The sequence below is a fragment of the Acidimicrobiia bacterium genome (assembly GCA_018057765.1).
Lineage (GTDB): Bacteria > Actinomycetota > Acidimicrobiia > IMCC26256 > JAGPDB01 > JAGPDB01.
Genome location: JAGPDB010000001.1, coordinates 12,836 through 30,630, shown reverse-complemented (window position 1 = coordinate 30,630; position 17,795 = coordinate 12,836). Strand labels below are relative to the sequence as shown.

General features: G+C 34.9%; 17 protein-coding genes. 5 read left to right on the top strand and 12 right to left on the bottom strand.

Annotated elements, in window-relative coordinates; all coding sequences use genetic code 11:
• Positions 1 to 12: 12 nt before the first annotated feature.
• Complete coding sequence (locus KBF89_00170; protein MBP9114743.1) at positions 13 to 639, bottom strand: tetratricopeptide repeat protein; 627 nt, start codon at positions 637 to 639, stop codon at positions 13 to 15.
• Between the two features lie 75 nt (positions 640 to 714).
• On the opposite strand from KBF89_00170, the gene KBF89_00165 reads away from it, so the two are divergent.
• Both KBF89_00165 and KBF89_00160 read left to right on the top strand, forming a co-directional pair.
• Entirely contained in the window at positions 715 to 1,839 is a 1,125-nt protein-coding gene (locus KBF89_00165) for an acyltransferase (GenBank protein MBP9114742.1), read from the top strand.
• Between the two features lie 2 nt (positions 1,840 to 1,841).
• On the top strand, positions 1,842 to 2,174 hold the full coding sequence (locus KBF89_00160; GenBank protein ID MBP9114741.1) for a hypothetical protein: 333 nt from the start codon (positions 1,842 to 1,844) through the stop codon (positions 2,172 to 2,174).
• A 26-nt stretch (positions 2,175 to 2,200) separates the two neighbouring features.
• Here the strand turns inward: KBF89_00160 and KBF89_00155 are convergent, their stop codons facing one another.
• The 6 genes from KBF89_00155 to KBF89_00130 all read right to left on the bottom strand — a co-directional run bounded on the left by KBF89_00155 (position 2,201) and on the right by KBF89_00130 (position 7,692).
• Complete coding sequence (locus KBF89_00155; protein MBP9114740.1) at positions 2,201 to 3,025, bottom strand: ABC transporter permease; 825 nt, start codon at positions 3,023 to 3,025, stop codon at positions 2,201 to 2,203.
• Positions 3,025 to 4,008 (bottom strand): ATP-binding cassette domain-containing protein, encoded by a 984-nt coding sequence (locus KBF89_00150; GenBank protein MBP9114739.1) that lies wholly within the window; start codon positions 4,006 to 4,008, stop codon positions 3,025 to 3,027. The genes KBF89_00155 and KBF89_00150 overlap by 1 nt, the downstream gene beginning before the upstream one ends.
• A gap of 101 nt (positions 4,009 to 4,109) precedes the next feature.
• Positions 4,110 to 4,622 (bottom strand): SRPBCC domain-containing protein, encoded by a 513-nt coding sequence (locus KBF89_00145; protein ID MBP9114738.1) that lies wholly within the window; start codon positions 4,620 to 4,622, stop codon positions 4,110 to 4,112.
• Between the two features lie 114 nt (positions 4,623 to 4,736).
• The gene (locus tag KBF89_00140; protein MBP9114737.1) at positions 4,737 to 4,958 is read right to left on the bottom strand and encodes a winged helix-turn-helix transcriptional regulator; all 222 of its coding nucleotides are present in this window, start codon (positions 4,956 to 4,958) and stop codon (positions 4,737 to 4,739) included.
• Positions 4,959 to 5,023: 65 nt separating this feature from the next.
• A complete protein-coding gene (locus tag KBF89_00135) occupies positions 5,024 to 6,277 on the bottom strand; it encodes a chloride channel protein (protein MBP9114736.1) in 1,254 nt (417 codons plus the stop codon).
• A 143-nt stretch (positions 6,278 to 6,420) separates the two neighbouring features.
• Entirely contained in the window at positions 6,421 to 7,692 is a 1,272-nt protein-coding gene (locus tag KBF89_00130) for a cation:proton antiporter (protein ID MBP9114735.1), read from the bottom strand.
• Between the two features lie 100 nt (positions 7,693 to 7,792).
• Here KBF89_00130 and KBF89_00125 point away from each other — a divergent pair, with 100 nt between their 5' ends.
• The gene (locus KBF89_00125; GenBank protein ID MBP9114734.1) at positions 7,793 to 8,722 is read left to right on the top strand and encodes a phosphotransferase; all 930 of its coding nucleotides are present in this window, start codon (positions 7,793 to 7,795) and stop codon (positions 8,720 to 8,722) included.
• Between the two features lie 66 nt (positions 8,723 to 8,788).
• Here the strand turns inward: KBF89_00125 and KBF89_00120 are convergent, their stop codons facing one another.
• From KBF89_00120 to KBF89_00100, 5 genes are all read right to left on the bottom strand, one after another.
• Complete coding sequence (locus KBF89_00120; protein ID MBP9114733.1) at positions 8,789 to 9,886, bottom strand: hypothetical protein; 1,098 nt, start codon at positions 9,884 to 9,886, stop codon at positions 8,789 to 8,791.
• 98 nt (positions 9,887 to 9,984) lie between these two features.
• Positions 9,985 to 10,389 carry a nucleoside diphosphate kinase regulator gene (gene rnk, locus KBF89_00115; protein MBP9114732.1) on the bottom strand — a complete coding sequence of 135 codons (405 nt, stop codon included), beginning with the start codon at positions 10,387 to 10,389 and terminating at the stop codon, positions 9,985 to 9,987.
• Positions 10,390 to 10,512: 123 nt separating this feature from the next.
• Entirely contained in the window at positions 10,513 to 11,187 is a 675-nt protein-coding gene (locus tag KBF89_00110) for an ABC transporter ATP-binding protein (protein ID MBP9114731.1), read from the bottom strand.
• A gap of 12 nt (positions 11,188 to 11,199) precedes the next feature.
• On the bottom strand, positions 11,200 to 12,225 hold the full coding sequence (locus KBF89_00105) for an ABC transporter permease (GenBank protein MBP9114730.1): 1,026 nt from the start codon (positions 12,223 to 12,225) through the stop codon (positions 11,200 to 11,202).
• A 180-nt stretch (positions 12,226 to 12,405) separates the two neighbouring features.
• A complete protein-coding gene (locus KBF89_00100) occupies positions 12,406 to 13,617 on the bottom strand; it encodes a hypothetical protein (protein ID MBP9114729.1) in 1,212 nt (403 codons plus the stop codon).
• Positions 13,618 to 13,980: 363 nt separating this feature from the next.
• Here KBF89_00100 and KBF89_00095 point away from each other — a divergent pair, with 363 nt between their 5' ends.
• Both KBF89_00095 and KBF89_00090 read left to right on the top strand, forming a co-directional pair.
• A complete protein-coding gene (locus KBF89_00095) occupies positions 13,981 to 15,567 on the top strand; it encodes a fibronectin type III domain-containing protein (protein MBP9114728.1) in 1,587 nt (528 codons plus the stop codon).
• A 177-nt stretch (positions 15,568 to 15,744) separates the two neighbouring features.
• Complete coding sequence (locus KBF89_00090) at positions 15,745 to 17,736, top strand: PAS domain-containing protein (GenBank protein MBP9114727.1); 1,992 nt, start codon at positions 15,745 to 15,747, stop codon at positions 17,734 to 17,736.
• Positions 17,737 to 17,795: the final 59 nt, after the last annotated feature.

The following is a 17,795-nucleotide window of genomic DNA, read 5'->3' as shown; positions in this document are numbered from 1 at the left end:
CCATGGTAGTTATTAAGAAAGAGCGTCTAAGCGATCTTTAACATCTGCAAAATTAGGTGCTTGATTCATTAATCTTTCAAACCATTGACGAGCTGCAATTATATTTCCAGCTCTTTCTTCAAGATCTGCCAAACAATACCAAAGCCTAAGGTGATGTTGCTTTGGTTTACCAATAGGTTTAACTTTTTTTCTAAGCAAACGTAGAGCTTCTTCTATATTGCCTTGTTCTGCCAAGGATTGAGAATGAACAATTCGTCCTTCTGCCGTAACGGCACCATCTGGGGAAACTTCACCGAGTTCTCGCCATAGTTTGTCAACTTTGTCGTATTCTTTAAATGAGCGATAACAATCCATGATTAAAGGAAGCTGGTCATAACTTTTAGTTCTAGATGTAAATTCTTCAAGAACTTTTAGAGCCTGTTCATATTTACCATTAGCATAAAGAGACATCCCGTATAATTCTTGAACACCTTGTGCTGAAGGATACCTCTCGACTAAAGGCTTAATTATTCTTAAAGCATCTCTTTCTCGACCATCTTGGAAAGCTTGAGCTGCTTCTTGTAAAACAGGGATCGCCCTTTCGGCTCTTTTACCGGCAATATGTTCCAATTCTTCATATGGATCTTCAAAATTCTTCACTAATATATTCTAGTCGGATAAGGTAAATATACCCTTATGAGCTTTAGTGAATCGTTGTTCAACTAGTATTTAACAATCGTAACTAAACCTAAAATAATCAACAACCTAAGCGGATTTAGAGCAATAGCTGCTCTACTCGTCGCATTTTCACACTTTGATTTTAAGTTTGTTAAAGGTTTAGAAAATGAATCAATAGTATTTTTCAAGGGATATAGTGCAGTTACAGCATTCTTTATACTTTCTGGATTTGTTTTAACGTGGAGCCAACTAGGGAAAAATATAAATGGGATAATTCCATTAAGGAAATTTTATGTGGATAGATTTTCAAAAATCTATCCATTACATATATTCACATTAATAACATCATTGGTATTACTAGGAATACCTACATTTTCGCTTATCGCTTTTTTAGCAAATATCACATTATTGCAAGCTTGGTTGCCAAAGTTATCCACCGTATATGTTTACAACTCTGTATCTTGGGCACTTAGTGTAGAGGTATTTCTTTATTTATGTTTTCCGTTTATCTTTAGAATTGCTATCAAAAAAATTACTAATAGTACGAATATGGCATGGCTACTAATTATTATTGGAATATCAGTTCCGACAATAGCCATTACAGCGACTTCAATATTTAATTTGAATAGATATCCAATTGATAAAATGTGGTCAGCTCATTATTTTCTTTATAGATTTCCAATCACGAGACTCGGAGATTTAATAATAGGAATGGGATTAGCTTTTATAGTTTATAATTCAAAACCGGTTTCCAAAAAGATAGCGTATCTTTTGCAAATAGCCTCAGCCTTGCTCTATATTCTAGTGGCAAGCCAGACCTACCGTTTTCAATCTTTCTCAGGAGCTTCTTCATTTGACTTAATCTGGATTCCAGTATTTTCACTTGCAATATATTCATTAGCTATTCCAACACTTAAAGAATCAAAACATATATTCTCTTCAAAGCCATTAGTTGAATTAGGTACATTATCTTTTGCATTTTATCTTTTTCACGATCAAATATATATTTACTTAATGAACCATGGAGCAGGTAGATTTTTAGAAACAAAAACATCATATTTATTATTTATTTCAATATTATTATTTGGTTTAGTTATATTAAGTTGGTTTACACATAAATTTATAGAACAACCAACACAATTATATATAAGAAATAAATTCTCAAAAAAAGAAAAGGTATAAATATGCAGTATGTAATAGTAGGACTAGACGGCACTGACAATGAAGCATTGGATAGGCGTTTGGCTGTACGCGAAGACCATCTTTCTCTAGGTGACAAGATGGTTAATAAAGGCAATATGATGTATGGTGCTGCGTTATTACACGATGATGGTACTATGAAAGGTTCAATGCTCGTGCTGGATTTTGATACTGATCAAGATCTACAGAATTGGTTAGATACTGAACCTTATGTAGTGGGCAAAGTTTGGGAAAGTATAGAGATACATAAATCTAATACTCGTAATCCTTGGCAATTTAATCGTGATGAAGAATGGTATGAAAAAAATAGATCATAATTAAATTTACTAAACTATATATATTTTTAGCCTTTTTGTGATCTTCTTTTAAACATAAATGTTGTAACAGGAACAGCAAACACGATCAATCCTACACACCAAATTATTGAAAGCGTGATTGCATTTCCTGTAGCTTGGCCCAGTGTCAATCCACGGATAGCATTCATCACTTTGGTTAGTGGTTGATTTTCTGCGAATGCTCGAAGACCTGCAGGCATTGTGTCAGTAGGCACAAATGCGCTAGATATAAAAGTCAACGGGAAGATTACAACGAAACCAAACCATTGAGCAGCTTCTAATGTTTTAACCATTAACCCAAGAATTGCAGACATCCACGAGATAGCAAGTGTAAATAACATAGCAAGACCAATAATTTGTAACCATTCGATAAAACTGGCATCTGGTCTAAATCCAATAATTAAGGCAACAACAATAATAATTGCACCAGAAAGTATATTTCTAACTAAGTCAGCAATTATATGGCCGATAATTAATGCGCTATTAGACATGGGTAGCGATCTGAATCGGTCAGTTATACCTTCTTTTAAATCTGCCGCCAAGTTAATCGTTGTTGAATTTGCACCGAAAGCAAGCGTCTGTATAAACACTCCAGCGAAAAGAAAATTAACATACGAGATATTAGACGGTAAACTTTTTGCAATAGCTCCACCTAAAACATATTTATTTAGTAACGTAAACATTACTGGGAACATAATCAAGCCAACGAGCTGATCCATACTTCTAATAATATGTGTGATGCTTCTCTTTGCCATTAGCCAAGAATCACTAATTAGCCAATAGATACTGAATTTTGTTTGTGGTGTCACCTCAGCAATTGTAGACCTAGTCATTATTTTTTACCTTTCGATCTTTTAGAAGGTTTTTCTTCATCAACTTTTTCTTGCGCTTCATGTCCTGTTAATTTTAGGAATACATCATCAAGAGTTGGTTTACGAAGAGATATGGTTTCGACTTTAATATTTGCTTTCTCTAATATTACAAGCGTAGAAGTTAATTTATTAACTCCGTCCTTTGCAGGAAGACTGATAATTCTTTCAATTTCATCAACTGTTGTATTTTCGCCATCAAGAGCTTTTAGCGCAGCAGCGAAATCTTGATCGCCAGAAATAATTACATCGAGACGATCTTCGCCAACTTGAGCTTTTAGTTCAGTTGCTGAACCTTGAGCGATAACTACACCATGGTCAATGACTATTATATGATCCGCCAAGTAGTCCGCCTCGTCCATATATTGTGTTGTTAAAAGTATTGCTGTGCCTTGAGATGCTAATTCTTTTATCATCTTCCACATTGCAATACGACTTCGTGGATCTAAACCAGTCGTAGGCTCATCGAGATATATAACTTTTGGATTCGCAATTAAGCTCATAGCTAGGTCAATGCGACGCTTCATACCGCCAGAATAAGATTTAACAACTTTGTCTGCGGATTCTTCAAGATCAACTAGTTTAATTAATTTTTCGGATATTTTTTTAGTTGGTCCCTTTCTAATATGGTATAAGCCTCCTATGAGATTAAGATTTTCACGACCGGTTAAATATTCGTCAACAGCTGCATATTGTCCAGTTAAACCAATACTTGCACGCACTGACATTGCATCTTTAACAACATCAAATCCCATGACTGTTGCTTTGCCTCCATCGGGATCTAGGAGCGTTGAAAGTATTTTTACAGTTGTAGTTTTACCTGCACCATTTGGACCAAGTATTGCAACTATCTTGCCTTTACCTACGGTGAGATCGATCCCCTTAAGAACTTCTTTATCTCCAAAGGATTTTCGCAATCCTTTAATTTCAATACTATTTTCTGTCATATCTACTTTCTTAATAAAATCTTTATATAATAAAATACTACATTATATATTAGAACCCTTAACCATATTTAATTTTAAGTCTTTTGACGTAGTGCGCCAAACTACCCTTTTGTCAATACATTTTCTAAATATTCATCGAGTCGCTCAAACATCTGTGTTGTGCCTTCGATCATACCCATTTCTAAAACAGTTTTTAATTCTTTTTCGCTTACATATGTTATTTTTGATATTACTCTACTCTTATTTTCTTCCTCAATGAAATCCATAACAGTTCTGGAATTTGGCATTTCTTTGTTCGGAATACCAGTTTCATCTGTGAATGAATCAGTATAAATAAGTTGTGAAACTGGTGTGATTTTTTCATAAAAGAAAATACCCCAAGATTCAAAATTAGCCCATTCGCTACCGTCGTCTGGACCTTTCATCATATAATGCCATGAGCCACCTTCGCGTAAATCCATTTTTGAAAATGGAGTTGTCCAATTGGCAGGTCCCCACCATTGAGCAATTGCGTTAGCATCCGTCCATGCTTTAAACACTAGATCGCGCGGAGCATCGTAGACTCTTTCCATAGTTAGAACATTGTCTTGAGTACTTGTAATAATTTTATTCATTTTTCTCCTGTATTTTTTTTAGATATTCATCGAGTGAATCAAATCGATCTTCCCAGATTTTCTTATAGTGTTCTAAGTATTGTGTGGCATCATTTACTGCCAGGGGTGAAATATTTACAAATTGCTTTTTCCCTGTCGTCTTTTAACAATTAAATTTGCTTTCTCTAACACTTTTAAATGCTTTGAAACACCAGCAAAAGTTAAATTATATTTTTTTGCTATCTCCCCCAAAGACATTTCTTTCTTTGCAACTTGATATAGTATATCTCTGCGTGTTGAATTTGAAAGTGAACTAAATATTGAGTCTAATTTCAAAGAAGAAATACATTCAACCATATAGTTGAATGTTAATATACAAGATTATTTTTTACAAAATTATACACATAGTATTTAAAAATTAGCTAGTTAGCAGGTAATTGGTATTTAGTTACAGAGCTAGATCCCATAACAACATCAGCTAAAACAGCAGCAAGCAAGCCAGGAACAATATATCCTGGTCTACCAGTTGCTTCAGCAATAAATGTTACACCAGCTAGAGGAACTCGATATCCGGCCCCCAAAAATGCGGCTATACCTACAACAACAAACATTGATGTATCATTGCCAGGAAAAAACCCGCCTGCAATACTTCCCAAAATTGCACCACAGATAACAAGAGGTATGAAGATACCACCTACCCCACCTCCGCCAACAGTTGTAATAGCACCTAACATTCTCATAACGAGTAGAACCACAAGGATTCCAATTGCTCTATGAGGCACAAGAATCCAAGAGAACAAATCATATGGAGGACCAATAACATTAGAATTTCCAGTCAATTCATGTCCGATTAAAACAATACCTGCCATTATTATTCCTGCAAATGAAATTCGCACTAGTGGTGAAATTTCCCTAGAGTAACGTTTAGCAAATCTTAGACCAACACTAAATAATTTTGCACATAACCCTGCAAATAAACCAAGTACCAATGCACCTACAATATCTCGATACGAAAAAGTCGGAGTTCCTACCAGTTGCAATATTGGCGTAATTCCTTTAAATGCTATATATGTTAGATAGCTAGTTGCGCTTGAAACTAAAGTTGGCAATAACATCGATCTTGCAAAATCATCTTGATATGGAACTTCTAATGCAAAAACAGCACCAGTTGCGGGTGCCTTGAAAATAGCTGATACGCCAGCTGCAGCACCACAAACAAAAAATACTCGACGATCAAAACCTTCGAGCATTTTTGGGAATCTTTTTTGTACGTGATCACCAATAAAAGTTCCCATGTACATGGAGATGCCCTCAAAACCGAGTGCACCACCAAAGCCTAAAGTACAGATGGTCCCAATTATTCGTGCAAAAAATCTACGGAAAGTTAGGACGAAACCAGCACCATGAAAATGCTGGATATAAATATCTGATGTATCAGGTGTGGCATTATCTCCTATATATTTCATTGATAACCATGAAAGTATCAGTCCAATAAACGGCAACGTAGAAACTACCCAAATGGTATTATGGGTAGTTAGATATTCAAATATATTTTCTGCAATACTAGCAACAACAAAAACTAAGAAACCTGTAATGATTCCTATACACGCTCCAGCAATCAAAATACGATGGATACGCTTTTCCCTATGTCTGTCTTCGCTTAAAGGTTCTACCACAATTATTAATATTACTCTGTAAAAATACCAATATGTTATCAACTGCTAAAATGAATTAAATATATATATGTTCCATAAGATGTAATATTTAGTATTATTTTGGTCTATAAGGATGGAAATTCCTATAAGCAACAAGCATAGAGTTACAAAGATCGGTCATTGTCAACATTTTCATCATTATCTGAATTTAAATCATATTCAAGAACATCTAGTTCCGAATAATTTTCACGCTCTTTATTGCTTTCTCTTCTATTAGCTAAGATAAAACCTAAAGGCATTAAAGTGCAAGAAACAATAATTACAAACAAGACTGATCCAGAATTAATTCCTTCAATCGCCTGACTCGCTGGTATTGACAGAAAAAGAATAATTGTTATTAAGCCTCTTGGCGCAATAAATAGATTCGGTAGTAATTCCATCCGAGATATTTTTAGAGCAATCACTCTAATTATAAAATATATCACAACAATAACAGTTCCATTGCGAATAGATTGTGCCTCAGCAATCGATGATATTTCAATAGTAAACCCGAAAAGTACAAAAACCACAGCTTTTGCAACAAAAGCTAGTTCTCTAGTAAAAGAATATAAAGTTTTAGTATCGACTTTTTGTTTATTGTAACTTAAATATTTAGAGAACCATCGATAGTTTATTTTGTCACCATTATTGACGATCATACCGAAAATAAGTACAACAATTAATGCAGATAAATGTAACATTTTTGATATCGAATAGACAAACAATAAGATTGAAATAATTAGTGAAAAACGCGCACTACTTTTCAATTTTTTTAATAAAAGCATAATAATTAATGAAGAGACAACTGAAATCACTATTACTACTATTAGCTTAAATCCTAAATTGATAAAAGAATAGCCATCAATATATCTATTTGCGATCATGAAATTGAAGAAGACGATACCTATTATGTCAGATAATGTAGATTCATAAACAATGATATCTTTTTTTGTTTTAATCATGTTGGCAACAGTAGGTATTGCTACAGTACTGCTAATTATGCTGAAAGGAATCGCAGATATTAGGCTTAAGCGAAATGAGTCATGGGTCGTATAGGAAATGTAGGCAGCAATTGTTAAAGCAGTTGCGAGTATGCCAATTAGCGATGACGCAGCCGCTTTTCTTATTGTAGCTTTAGTCCGGTTATGAACTCGAAGTTCAAGAGCGCCTTCAAGGACAATAAGTAATAGTGCTATTGTTCCAGCAGGTGCTAATAAGTGTTTTAAATCCGGCGTTTTTATGCTAAACAAGGTCGCTAATTCGTTTAAACCAATACCTGTTAAAATCAAAAGAATGATTGAGGGTACCTTAATACGATCTGCAAAATCATCATAAACAAAAGCAATTATCAATATGCCGCTCAATATAGCCAATAGTGCATACGTATTTAATACCATATTAAATTTTACTATAGATATATTCGAAGAAAGTCGATCTATTAAATAAGTCGATTTCTTTTTGAAATTATGAGAACATGTATAGCCATGAAAGGATTAAATGGGTTATCAATTTGCCGATGTTCAAAATTTTATAAAATCACTATATCCTGATGCGACTAAAATAGCACCACTTTCTAAAGGTGGATGGTCAGATGCATTTGAATTTAGTCTGAATAACAATACTTTCGTTATAAGATTTTCAAAATACGATACTGATTTTCGGAAAGATCTTTATGCAAATAATTTTGTTGGATCAAATTTACCAATTCCAAAATTGATAAAAATAGGCAATGCATTCGATGGATATTTTGCAGTTTCAGAGCGAGCTTATGGAGAAATGCTAGACCAACTATCTATTGGCAAAATGAGAGACACTATCCCCTCTTTGCTTAATACCTTTGATTCACTTCGTGCGGTTGATATATCTAAGACAATCGGTTTTGGCAGCTATAAACCAAATGGGAATGCCCCACATAAAACTTGGGCCGATTTTTTATTAGATGCTTTAAACGATAATCCAGAACGTAGAGTTCATGGATGGTATCAAATAATAAAGAATTCTAATTTTGGCACACAAGTTTTTGATGATGGGTTAAAAATATTTCAACAATTAGCACTTACCTTACCAAATAGTAGAAATCTAATTCATTACGATCTTTTAAATTCAAATGTAATGGTAAATGATAATAAGATTAGTGCAGTCTTTGATTGGGGCTGTGCATTATATGGAGATTTTGTTTTCGAACTTGCAACATTTACATTTTGGAGCCCTTGGATAGATGGATTAAAAGATATTGATTGGCTTAAAATATTTAAAGAACACTTTGTCAATATTGGGCTCGATGTACCAGATTTCGAAACACGACTTTTTGCCTATGAACTGTATATAGGTTTAGAGCATATGGGTTACAATGCTTTTATTTATGGTTGGGACAATTTTGAAAAATGTTCGAATGTTGTAAACGATATGCTGATATCAATGATTTAGTGTAGTTGTGAGTCTTGACCTTGTAGGTCTAAATCTAAATTTGCATTAATAGATTCGATTAATATCTTACATATATTCTTGCGCGGGCAGGTATGCAGCTTGTACAACTTGTTGTTTTACCATACACACTTGTTGTGCTTCCACAAACTTTGTAGTATCTTCTGGATCCCAACTTTCATGAATCTTTGCTAACTGATCAATTCCGAGTTCTTTCGCAGCTTTAATAAGTTCTTCTCTATTGGTGGATTTAATTGCTTTAGCATATAATTCTGGGGTTAAAAAAGCCGTTGTTTCTAAAATATTATTTATGGTTTCATCTCTAAGTAGTGCGTATTGATCATCTAGAGTATACATGCGTACCCTTTGAATTAAATCCGATATATCAGTATTTTGAAGAATTTCGTAACATTTACCATTATCTAAATCAAGGATATTATTTATAAAACTTAGAGTTCGTTCAGTGTCAGTTGCGTGACTAATACTTCTAACTAAACTTGATAGGTCTGTGTTCTTCAATGCTGTAGGAAGCAATTCGGGGTCTGCTTGCATTATTTTGGGCAATCTATTTTTTCTTTTTATTATCGGTATATTAAAATTTTGTCCATTTAGTAGCTTGGCATGATCGGTACTTTGTGATGCTAGCGCGTAATCATTAGCAGATAGTTTTGATATTCTTCTTTTAATTGCTCGCTCTAATGGAAATAGGAGAGAATAAATAGATTTTGGAGTCTGGAATGCGGATAAATCCGTACTTCGCATAATTTGTGCAAAAAGTGGATCATCTAATTGTGCAATAGAATTAAAAATTTCTTTAACGTTTATACTTAATGAGTGACTATGCATATAAGTAAACTTTTGAAGATCAGTACACTGCAATGCTTGAGCTAGTATCTCAGGATGTAGTTCACTAACTTTTAGGAATATTGCAGTTTCAAGTTTAAAAAGTTTTTTTATTCTAGTGTTGTATAGTAACTGAGCTAAGTCTGAATCTCTAACTTGCTCGGCGAAAGAGGCAGGATCAAGAACTCTTAAAGCTGAAGAAAAGTCCCGATCAACAATTTTTCTTATTGTTGGATCATATAACCCATTTATCCTTAGTAGATCAGCGGGGTCTAACAAAGCATCAGCCAATGTATAATTCCGCTTTATTCCATTAACTGTCATATAAACCATAATACCACATAACGGACATACTGAACAAGCGTCATTTAAGGTAATTAAATACCTTGTCGCAACATTAGCTAATTTATATAGGAATTATCCTATATATTCATATCGCCAGAACGTTCAGGTTGATAGAGAATATCTTCAACTGAAACCTGTTTATCACCTTTCGGTGTTGGGAACGAAATGGTACTGCCAACTTTATACCCAATAATTGAGCAGCCAATTGGTGAGAGAATCGAAATTTTGTCTTCTTCAATATCAGCATCCTCTGGAAAAACTAGTGTACAGTCCCAACTATCACCATTTTCTTCCTTTAGACGAATCTTGGAGTTCATAGTAATTACATCACCAGGAATTAATTCTGGCTCTACAACCTGCGCTTTCTTTAATTCAGTCAAAAGAGCATGATCATAATCATCGAGTCGTAATTTCTTATCTAAAAGATTTTTAAGTCTCTCAAGATCAAATTTAGTTATAAAAATATTTACCTTATCTAGCATTTTACCATTCTAGTATTTCATAGAGTTTAATTAATGCAATTGCACTTAAATTATTTAGTTTTTAGACAATAATTGATATATTGTGTGAAATTCGTTGTCTTTATCGGCTGATTTCACATCTAATTAGCTAGCAGTAAGTGCGCCTTCTATCAAAGAAATCTTTTTTACTTCTAATTTAAATTGACTCGGAGCATGAGTTACTACAAGAGTTGCGACCTTATGCTCAATTGCCTGGTTATGAAGAATACTCATGATCTCAATACCTCGTGCTTCATCTAATGAGGCAGTTGGTTCATCGCATAACAAAACTTTAGGATCGTTCATTAGCGCCCTTGCGATCGCTACTCGTTGACGTTCTCCTCCTGAAAGCTCGGCAGGTCGAGAATCAAATTTGCTACTTAACCCAACAGCGTCTAACAATTCTTTTGCTTTTGCTTTAGTTTTCTTGTCTAGCTTTTTATTAATATGCGCAATAAGTTCAAGTTGTTCAATTGCTCTAAGCGCCGGGAAAAGATTTGATGATTGAAATATGAATCCGATTTTTTCTTTACGAATACGTGCTCTAATATTTTGTTTTTGCTGTGAAATATTCTGTTCACCGTCAATGCTAACTATTCCTCTGTCTGGTGTACGAAGCAGTCCTGCAACTGCAAGTAATGTGGATTTTCCAGAACCTGAAGGGCCAGTTAGACAAAGGATTGTGCCACTTTTAACTTCTAATGAAACATCCTCTAAAAGTGTGTGTGTTTCTGACCCATCTGGAACTTTAACAGTGATATTCTCTAGTTTTAGCGACAATTTAAATCCTTACTAATTTTCTGAACCAAGTGCAATAATTGGATCTACCTTCATGATGCGTCTTACAGCGACAAGACTTCCTGCAATTCCCAAAACTGCTAACAGCAAATTAGATAAGATTACTGACCCAGGTTCTAAGCTAAATGGCGCCCCATCCCCCACAAGACTACCTAAACCTACGCCAATACCAACGCCAATTGTTGTTGATAGAAAAACAATCAAAATAAGTTGACCAAGCGCATCTTTTAAAACATATGAATTTGATGCCCCTAAAGCTTTTAGCAATCCAATCTGGCGTGTACGTTGTATTGTCCAAACAGTGAAGAAAGCTCCAACAATTAGAGCAGAAATGATTAGAAGAAAACTTCTAATCAATGTCATGGTTGCAGTCTCTGCAGAATAACCAGGTGAACCTGCATATGAAGCTTCTTTTGTCCTTACTTGCGTTCGAGCTTCGCTATCAAGAGAATTAAATTCACTGGTATCTTCTGCTTTAATTGCGATTGCCGAAAATCTACCTTTAGAATTTTCGCCATAAAATAAAGATTGCCATGTTTTTAATGAAGTAAAAGCTATTGGTACATGTCCATAAGATCCTGTATAAGTAAATCCAAGTATTGGTAATTTAATGTCTGGTCCATCAATTGTTAAATAATCACCAACCTTTAATCCATCAATTCTTGATTTTTCGCTCAATACAATACCGGGCTTACCGCTAAGTGATTCTTTTGCACGCTTATCTGGAGCAAGAAAACTATCTTGAGGAACTCCAAAGAGTGCGACATCAATAGTTTGGCCATCTTTAGTTTTAGCGTTAAAAAACGAAACACCCAATTTCGAGGTTTCTATTGATTTAACGCCTTTCCATGGTTTAAGATTTTTATCAGTAAGTGTTGAACGACTAAAACTATTTTCAGAGCCTTCCTGGAGAGCAAGGTGCGTCATTGGCAAATTTCTGAGACCAGAAATACCGTCATTGACTAAACCGGTAGCTAGGCCAGCGAGTACAGTCGTCATTAACGCTATTAATGCAATCACAGTACAGACTAAAGAATAGCGAGCTTTGGTGTACTTTAAATCTCGTAATGAAAGATACATTTAATTCCTTACTAATTAACTAAGTGTAAAGAATAACATAGTATATTAGCATCTATGTGTGTGTGATGAAAAAGATGTTTACTAATTGCTCGATTATTAAACAGTTAAATTATACGCTTATTAGTATTGCACAAAGTTCTGCGCAGAAGGTGTCGAATTAAAAGTGTTAGTTAAATGTTGCATTGTCGCATCGAATTCAACAGGTTTGTCATCCATACCTATAAATTTTGCAACTCTCAAATCTGCTTTCACTTTTTCACCATAACAATTATCTATATCAACTTTGCGCAATATTTCTTCTACTGCTTCAGTAGTTGGGTAACTATCTCCAATAGTTCTTGTCGAAATAAGCTTTTCCGTCAAAAGTACACCAAATTGAGAATTAAAATCTGTCCTATGTATTAAATCTGCTAGCAAATGATCCGGCAAAACGCTACCAGACTCCAGCACGGTCTTCGTTACGTTCTCACCTGACTTAACTAACCCAAGATCGACCATCATTAAAGCAGTTTTTTGTCCATATTTACTTGATAAGTCGAGTTTCTGCATTATTTCAAGAGCAAGTTTTGGCCCACCAATATTTCTAGTTTCAGTTGTACCAAAATTATCGCCTGCTAGAGATGCTGGTGGCAGCAACTTGGCATCAAATAAAGATTGGATAACTCTTATACCGAGCTTAGAGTTAAAATCGGTGGTATTAACTAAAGTTCTAAGCGCCTCATTGTCACCTCTAGACGAACGAGATAGTAGTAAATTTGTTTCAGCACTTTTAATTCCATTTCTTGGTTCTCGATCATCACGTTTTGCTCTTCTTTCACGAAGAAGCCTTTGTAAGTATTCAAACAGTCTTTCTCGTTGTTCTACTTCTTGAAATGGAAGGTTTGTTATGAAAACACCTGTTTGAGTTTGCAAATCTTTCATATCTCTTTCAAAAACTGCAGTAAAATCAGGCATTCTAGGAGTTCTAGGTATTCTAGAGCCACCTAGAGGATCACCGATTGGACCTGAAGCCCCATCATTGCTTTGCCTAGAACTGCCTGGCATTTGACCTGTAGATGTTTGTGGATTAAGTAATCTCATCCTATGGAGATAAGCGCTTCGTGTACTAACATTGCCTAATAGTGTTTTAGCTCCAATGACTGCCTCAAGTTCACGTATTGCTTTTATATTTCCTTGTAATCCAGAGTTTATATCGGGATGTAAATCTCGCAATTTGGGACGAGCGGCTTCGTTAATAATTCGTCTAGCCTCAATTTGAGATTTTCCTACTAAGTCTTCCCAGTTTAAGCCCAAAACCTCACACGGATCTGGATGTAGTTCAAAATTGGACATATAGACATTATAGGACAATTCATATCTGTTTACAAGAGCCTTAATCTAATGTTCGTCTTTTTAGCTCGTTTTGATTTCTAAGCTATAAAACATGATATATCTCACTAATCACAAAAAATATTATAACAATTAATTGACACTTCATGTTATGCTCATTACGGCTACTCATTTTTCTTAAAAGAGTGTTTGAAATATTCATATTAGTAAATGAGTATATCTATCATTAAGATGCGCTATGGACGTAGCTACTAAATACTTATTAAACAGTCCCCCCTGTAAGTATGAAACGAAAAGATAGGAATAACTCTCTTTCATAAAACAGTTTTTCTAATAAATAAACTGCACCCCAATAAAGGAAGATTCATGAAAACAACTGCCCCCAATTTCAACAAACAGCTGATCTCATCATCCAAAACTCGTTGGCTCATAGTATTAGTAGCACTTTCTTTAATACTAACTATGTCAGTCGCAACGGCGGATACGTCTAAAAAGAAGTTGTCGGATGTGCAGAATCTAACAGTCACTCCTAGCAATGGTTCATTGAAACTTACTTGGAACCTAGTTACAGGTGCTGATAATTACACAGTACGCTGGGGAACAAACGGCCAATACAGCAACTACTCAAACAATCGATCAGCAGCAGATAATCCACGTACCAACAAATACACAATCACAGGTCTAAAAAACGGTAAACAATACAACATATCGATCGCAGCAAGAGACACCACAAACAAAAGCATAAAAGGAAACTACACTAACCCAACACTAGCAACACCAAATATTACGAAGTTGTCGGATGTGCAGAATCTAACAGTCACTCCTAGCAATGGTTCATTGAAACTTACTTGGAACCTAGTTACAGGTGCTGATAATTACACAGTACGCTGGGGAACAAACGGCCAATACAGCAACTACTCAAACAATCGATCAGCAGCAGATAATCCACGTACCAACAAATACACAATCACAGGTCTAAAAAACGGTAAACAATACAACATATCGATCGCAGCAAGAGACACCACAAACAAAAGCATAAAAGGAAACTACACTAACCCAACACTAGCAACACCAGTTGCTCCTGTTACTACTACTACTCTTGCACCTACTACAACTACAACTACTATTGCACCTACTACAACTACCACTTTACCTCTTGTAAATAGTTTTATAGATAACTTTGATGGTAGCGCGGTAAACACTGCAAATTGGAAAGCATATTATAATAACTATGGATCAGCTAATCATGAACTTCAATGTTTAACACCAAATAACTTAACTGTATCTAATGGCACACTTAAAATCTTTGGTAAACGAGAAACCGTTACTTGCTCAAAATGGGGTACTTATAATTTCACATCCGGATTTTTAGGTTCACGTGAAGTAGGAAAATACTATCCAAGATACGGTACTTTTCAAATGAGAGCAAAACTTCCTCACGGTAATGCTAACTGGCCAGGATTCTGGTTACGACACCGTAACGGAGCAACTGCAACTAACGGTGCTGAAGTAGATATTATGGAATACTTCCATCCTCAACTCCCAGGAAAAACTACTTCCACACTACACCTAGCAGGCAAAAAAAATACTTACAAGAAATCAACTTTCTTTGAGACTCCAACAACGCAACCGGGATGGCACACATGGGCGGTGACAATCTCACCTGTTGGAAATGCAGTTAAATTCCAATTCTTAATTGACGGCAACGATGCTGGATCTTATATGGATCAGAATGCATCAGCATGGAACACATCTGCTCCAGCAGATGGTACATGGGACATGGCAGTGAACATGTCAATTGGGGGCGACTGGGTAGGAAACCCAGACGGCGATATATCAAAACTAGGAAACGGTCAATGTGCCCAAGCGAACTGTGCGACAACAGGAATCATGCAAACTGTGTTCCCAGTACAATACGAAGTTGACTACGTAAGATACACACCGCTTAGCTAACAAAATCAATTCCGGTGGATAATATATTCGCCGGAATTTCTTATTGTATTTCTAGCGCACTAATTGCAGAAAAGAATATGTTTATTTGTTAATGATTTTATTGGTAATATGATTTAATTCTCAAAGTACACATCGATGATATAACTATATTTGTGCGTTATACTTTTAATTAACTATATGACTGCAAATCAACGAATATTAAGTAATTGCAAGATTGTCTCTAAGTTACTGGCATACGCTTCTTTGCTAATTGCTGTCTTGGTTGTAATCGGCTATTTTTTAAACATCAAAACTTTACAGTCAATCATACCGACTCTTCCATCGATGAATCCGATGACAGCAACAATGATTATGCTTATAAGCTCATCGATTTTATTTAAAGAATCGAACAAGCGTAAATTATCACCTATTTTGAGCTGGCTAGTATTATTAATTACTTTTACTAGATTCCTTGACTTAATTAATAATAATATAGATATAAACAGTCGTATTATTAAATTAATATTTAGATCTGACCTAATCACAAGTCCAGTTGCGTATTTAACTGCATTTAGCTTTGCACTACTAGCCATTTCAATGTTGATAGATGATTATAAAATTAGCAAGGTAATAATTTCACAAATACTTGTTAGCATCTCGCTTTTTATAGGCTCATTTGCCATCATAGGTTATACCCTTGGCGCAAGAATCGCAGGAACATTTTTATTTTTTGCTGCAATGGCTTTACACACATCGATAACGATCATCCTCTTAAGTATTTCGATAATTCTAATAGATCCAGATAAGGGTACAACAAAGATTATTGTTAGTGCCGGTGTTGGCGGTAATACGTCAAGACGTCTAATTAATTATATTATTATTGGAACTTTGTGTATGGTTTTAATAATAGATAAAGGAATCAAAAACAATCTGTACGAACCCTCTGTAGGTTCTGCTTTATTTTCGGTCACATTTGCTGCATTCTTTATTATTGTGACACTAATAACTTCAGTAAAAACCGAGAACCTTACCGAACTTTTACAAGAGAGTAAAGCATGGGATGACGTTGTTCTTTCTAGTATTGGTGACGCTATGGTAATTATTAACTATGACGGAACGATTAAATCAATCAATGCTACTGCCCTTTCAATGTTGAATTATGAGGAAAGTGAAATATTAGGTAAAGCCTATGAAGGGCTTTGGAAAGTACATACCTTATCAGGATCTGTTCTTAATGATAATGAACTACCTTTAAATAGAGTTTTAAACCAAGGTATAAAAGAATCTGGCAATTTTTATTATGTTTTTTCTGATACAGAAAAAGTTGCAGTATCATCAACCATGACACCAATAATTCTCGAAGGTAGAATCCTTGGTGCCATAAATATTTTTCGAGACATCACTCGAGAAAATGAAATCGATAGAGCAAAATCCGAATTCGTTTCAATTGCATCGCACCAGTTACGAACACCCTTATCTTCAATAAACTGGAATGCAGAATTACTTATTAGCGGTGACGCTGGAGAGATGAATGAAACTCAGCAGATGATGACGAATGAGATTTATGATGCAAGTCGCAGAATGGTCGATTTAGTTCGATCGCTTCTAAATGTATCTCGTATTGAACTTGGTTCTCTTCATTTCGAACCATCTATGAATGATTTTAACAATTCAATTGATAAAAATATTAAAGAACTAATTCCATTATCCAAAGTACATAAAAATACAATAATTAGAAACTATGCAGATATACCTGAGATCCTATTTGACGATGGTTTTATATCTATCCTCGCACAGAATTTGATAAGCAATGCAATTAAATACACGCCGCCCGATGGAACTATTACAATCGAAACTTCATTATTAGATAAAGAAAGTAAAAATAAATCAATAAACAACCTTGATATAAATGAACCTACATTATTATTTGCAGTATCTGATTCGGGAATTGGAATACCAATAGAGCAACAAGACAAAATGTATACAAAAATGTTCAGAGCAAGTAATGCACAGATCATGTCAAGCAATGGTAATGGTTTAGGTCTTTATATAGCAAAAGGTATTGTTGAAAGCATTGGCGGAAAAATTTGGTTTATTTCAGACGAAGGTAAAGGAACTAACTTTTACGTATTACTACCTCTCAAGGGTCTGGGCCAAAACTTAGAAGGGTCCACTCTTCTTGATGCATAAATATACAATTAACCTTTAGCCCATAAGTTTTAAAACGAAAGATTAAAAAGTAGGTGAAT

What these genes read in the sequence shown, in the direction of transcription:
- KBF89_00160 (MBP9114741.1), top strand. Translation starts at nt 1,842, where the DNA reads ATGCAGTATGTAATAGTAGGACTAGACGGCACTGACAATGAAGCATTG.
- KBF89_00155 (MBP9114740.1), bottom strand. Translation starts at nt 3,025, where the DNA reads ATGACTAGGTCTACAATTGCTGAGGTGACACCACAAACAAAATTCAGT.
- KBF89_00150 (MBP9114739.1), bottom strand. Translation starts at nt 4,008, where the DNA reads ATGACAGAAAATAGTATTGAAATTAAAGGATTGCGAAAATCCTTTGGA.
- KBF89_00145 (MBP9114738.1), bottom strand. Translation starts at nt 4,622, where the DNA reads ATGAATAAAATTATTACAAGTACTCAAGACAATGTTCTAACTATGGAA.
- KBF89_00140 (MBP9114737.1), bottom strand. Translation starts at nt 4,958, where the DNA reads ATGGTTGAATGTATTTCTTCTTTGAAATTAGACTCAATATTTAGTTCA.
- KBF89_00130 (MBP9114735.1), bottom strand. Translation starts at nt 7,692, where the DNA reads ATGGTATTAAATACGTATGCACTATTGGCTATATTGAGCGGCATATTG.
- KBF89_00125 (MBP9114734.1), top strand. Translation starts at nt 7,793, where the DNA reads ATGGGTTATCAATTTGCCGATGTTCAAAATTTTATAAAATCACTATAT.
- KBF89_00120 (MBP9114733.1), bottom strand. Translation starts at nt 9,886, where the DNA reads ATGACAGTTAATGGAATAAAGCGGAATTATACATTGGCTGATGCTTTG.
- rnk (MBP9114732.1), bottom strand. Translation starts at nt 10,389, where the DNA reads ATGCTAGATAAGGTAAATATTTTTATAACTAAATTTGATCTTGAGAGA.
- KBF89_00100 (MBP9114729.1), bottom strand. Translation starts at nt 13,617, where the DNA reads ATGTCCAATTTTGAACTACATCCAGATCCGTGTGAGGTTTTGGGCTTA.
- KBF89_00095 (MBP9114728.1), top strand. Translation starts at nt 13,981, where the DNA reads ATGAAAACAACTGCCCCCAATTTCAACAAACAGCTGATCTCATCATCC.
- KBF89_00090 (MBP9114727.1), top strand. Translation starts at nt 15,745, where the DNA reads ATGACTGCAAATCAACGAATATTAAGTAATTGCAAGATTGTCTCTAAG.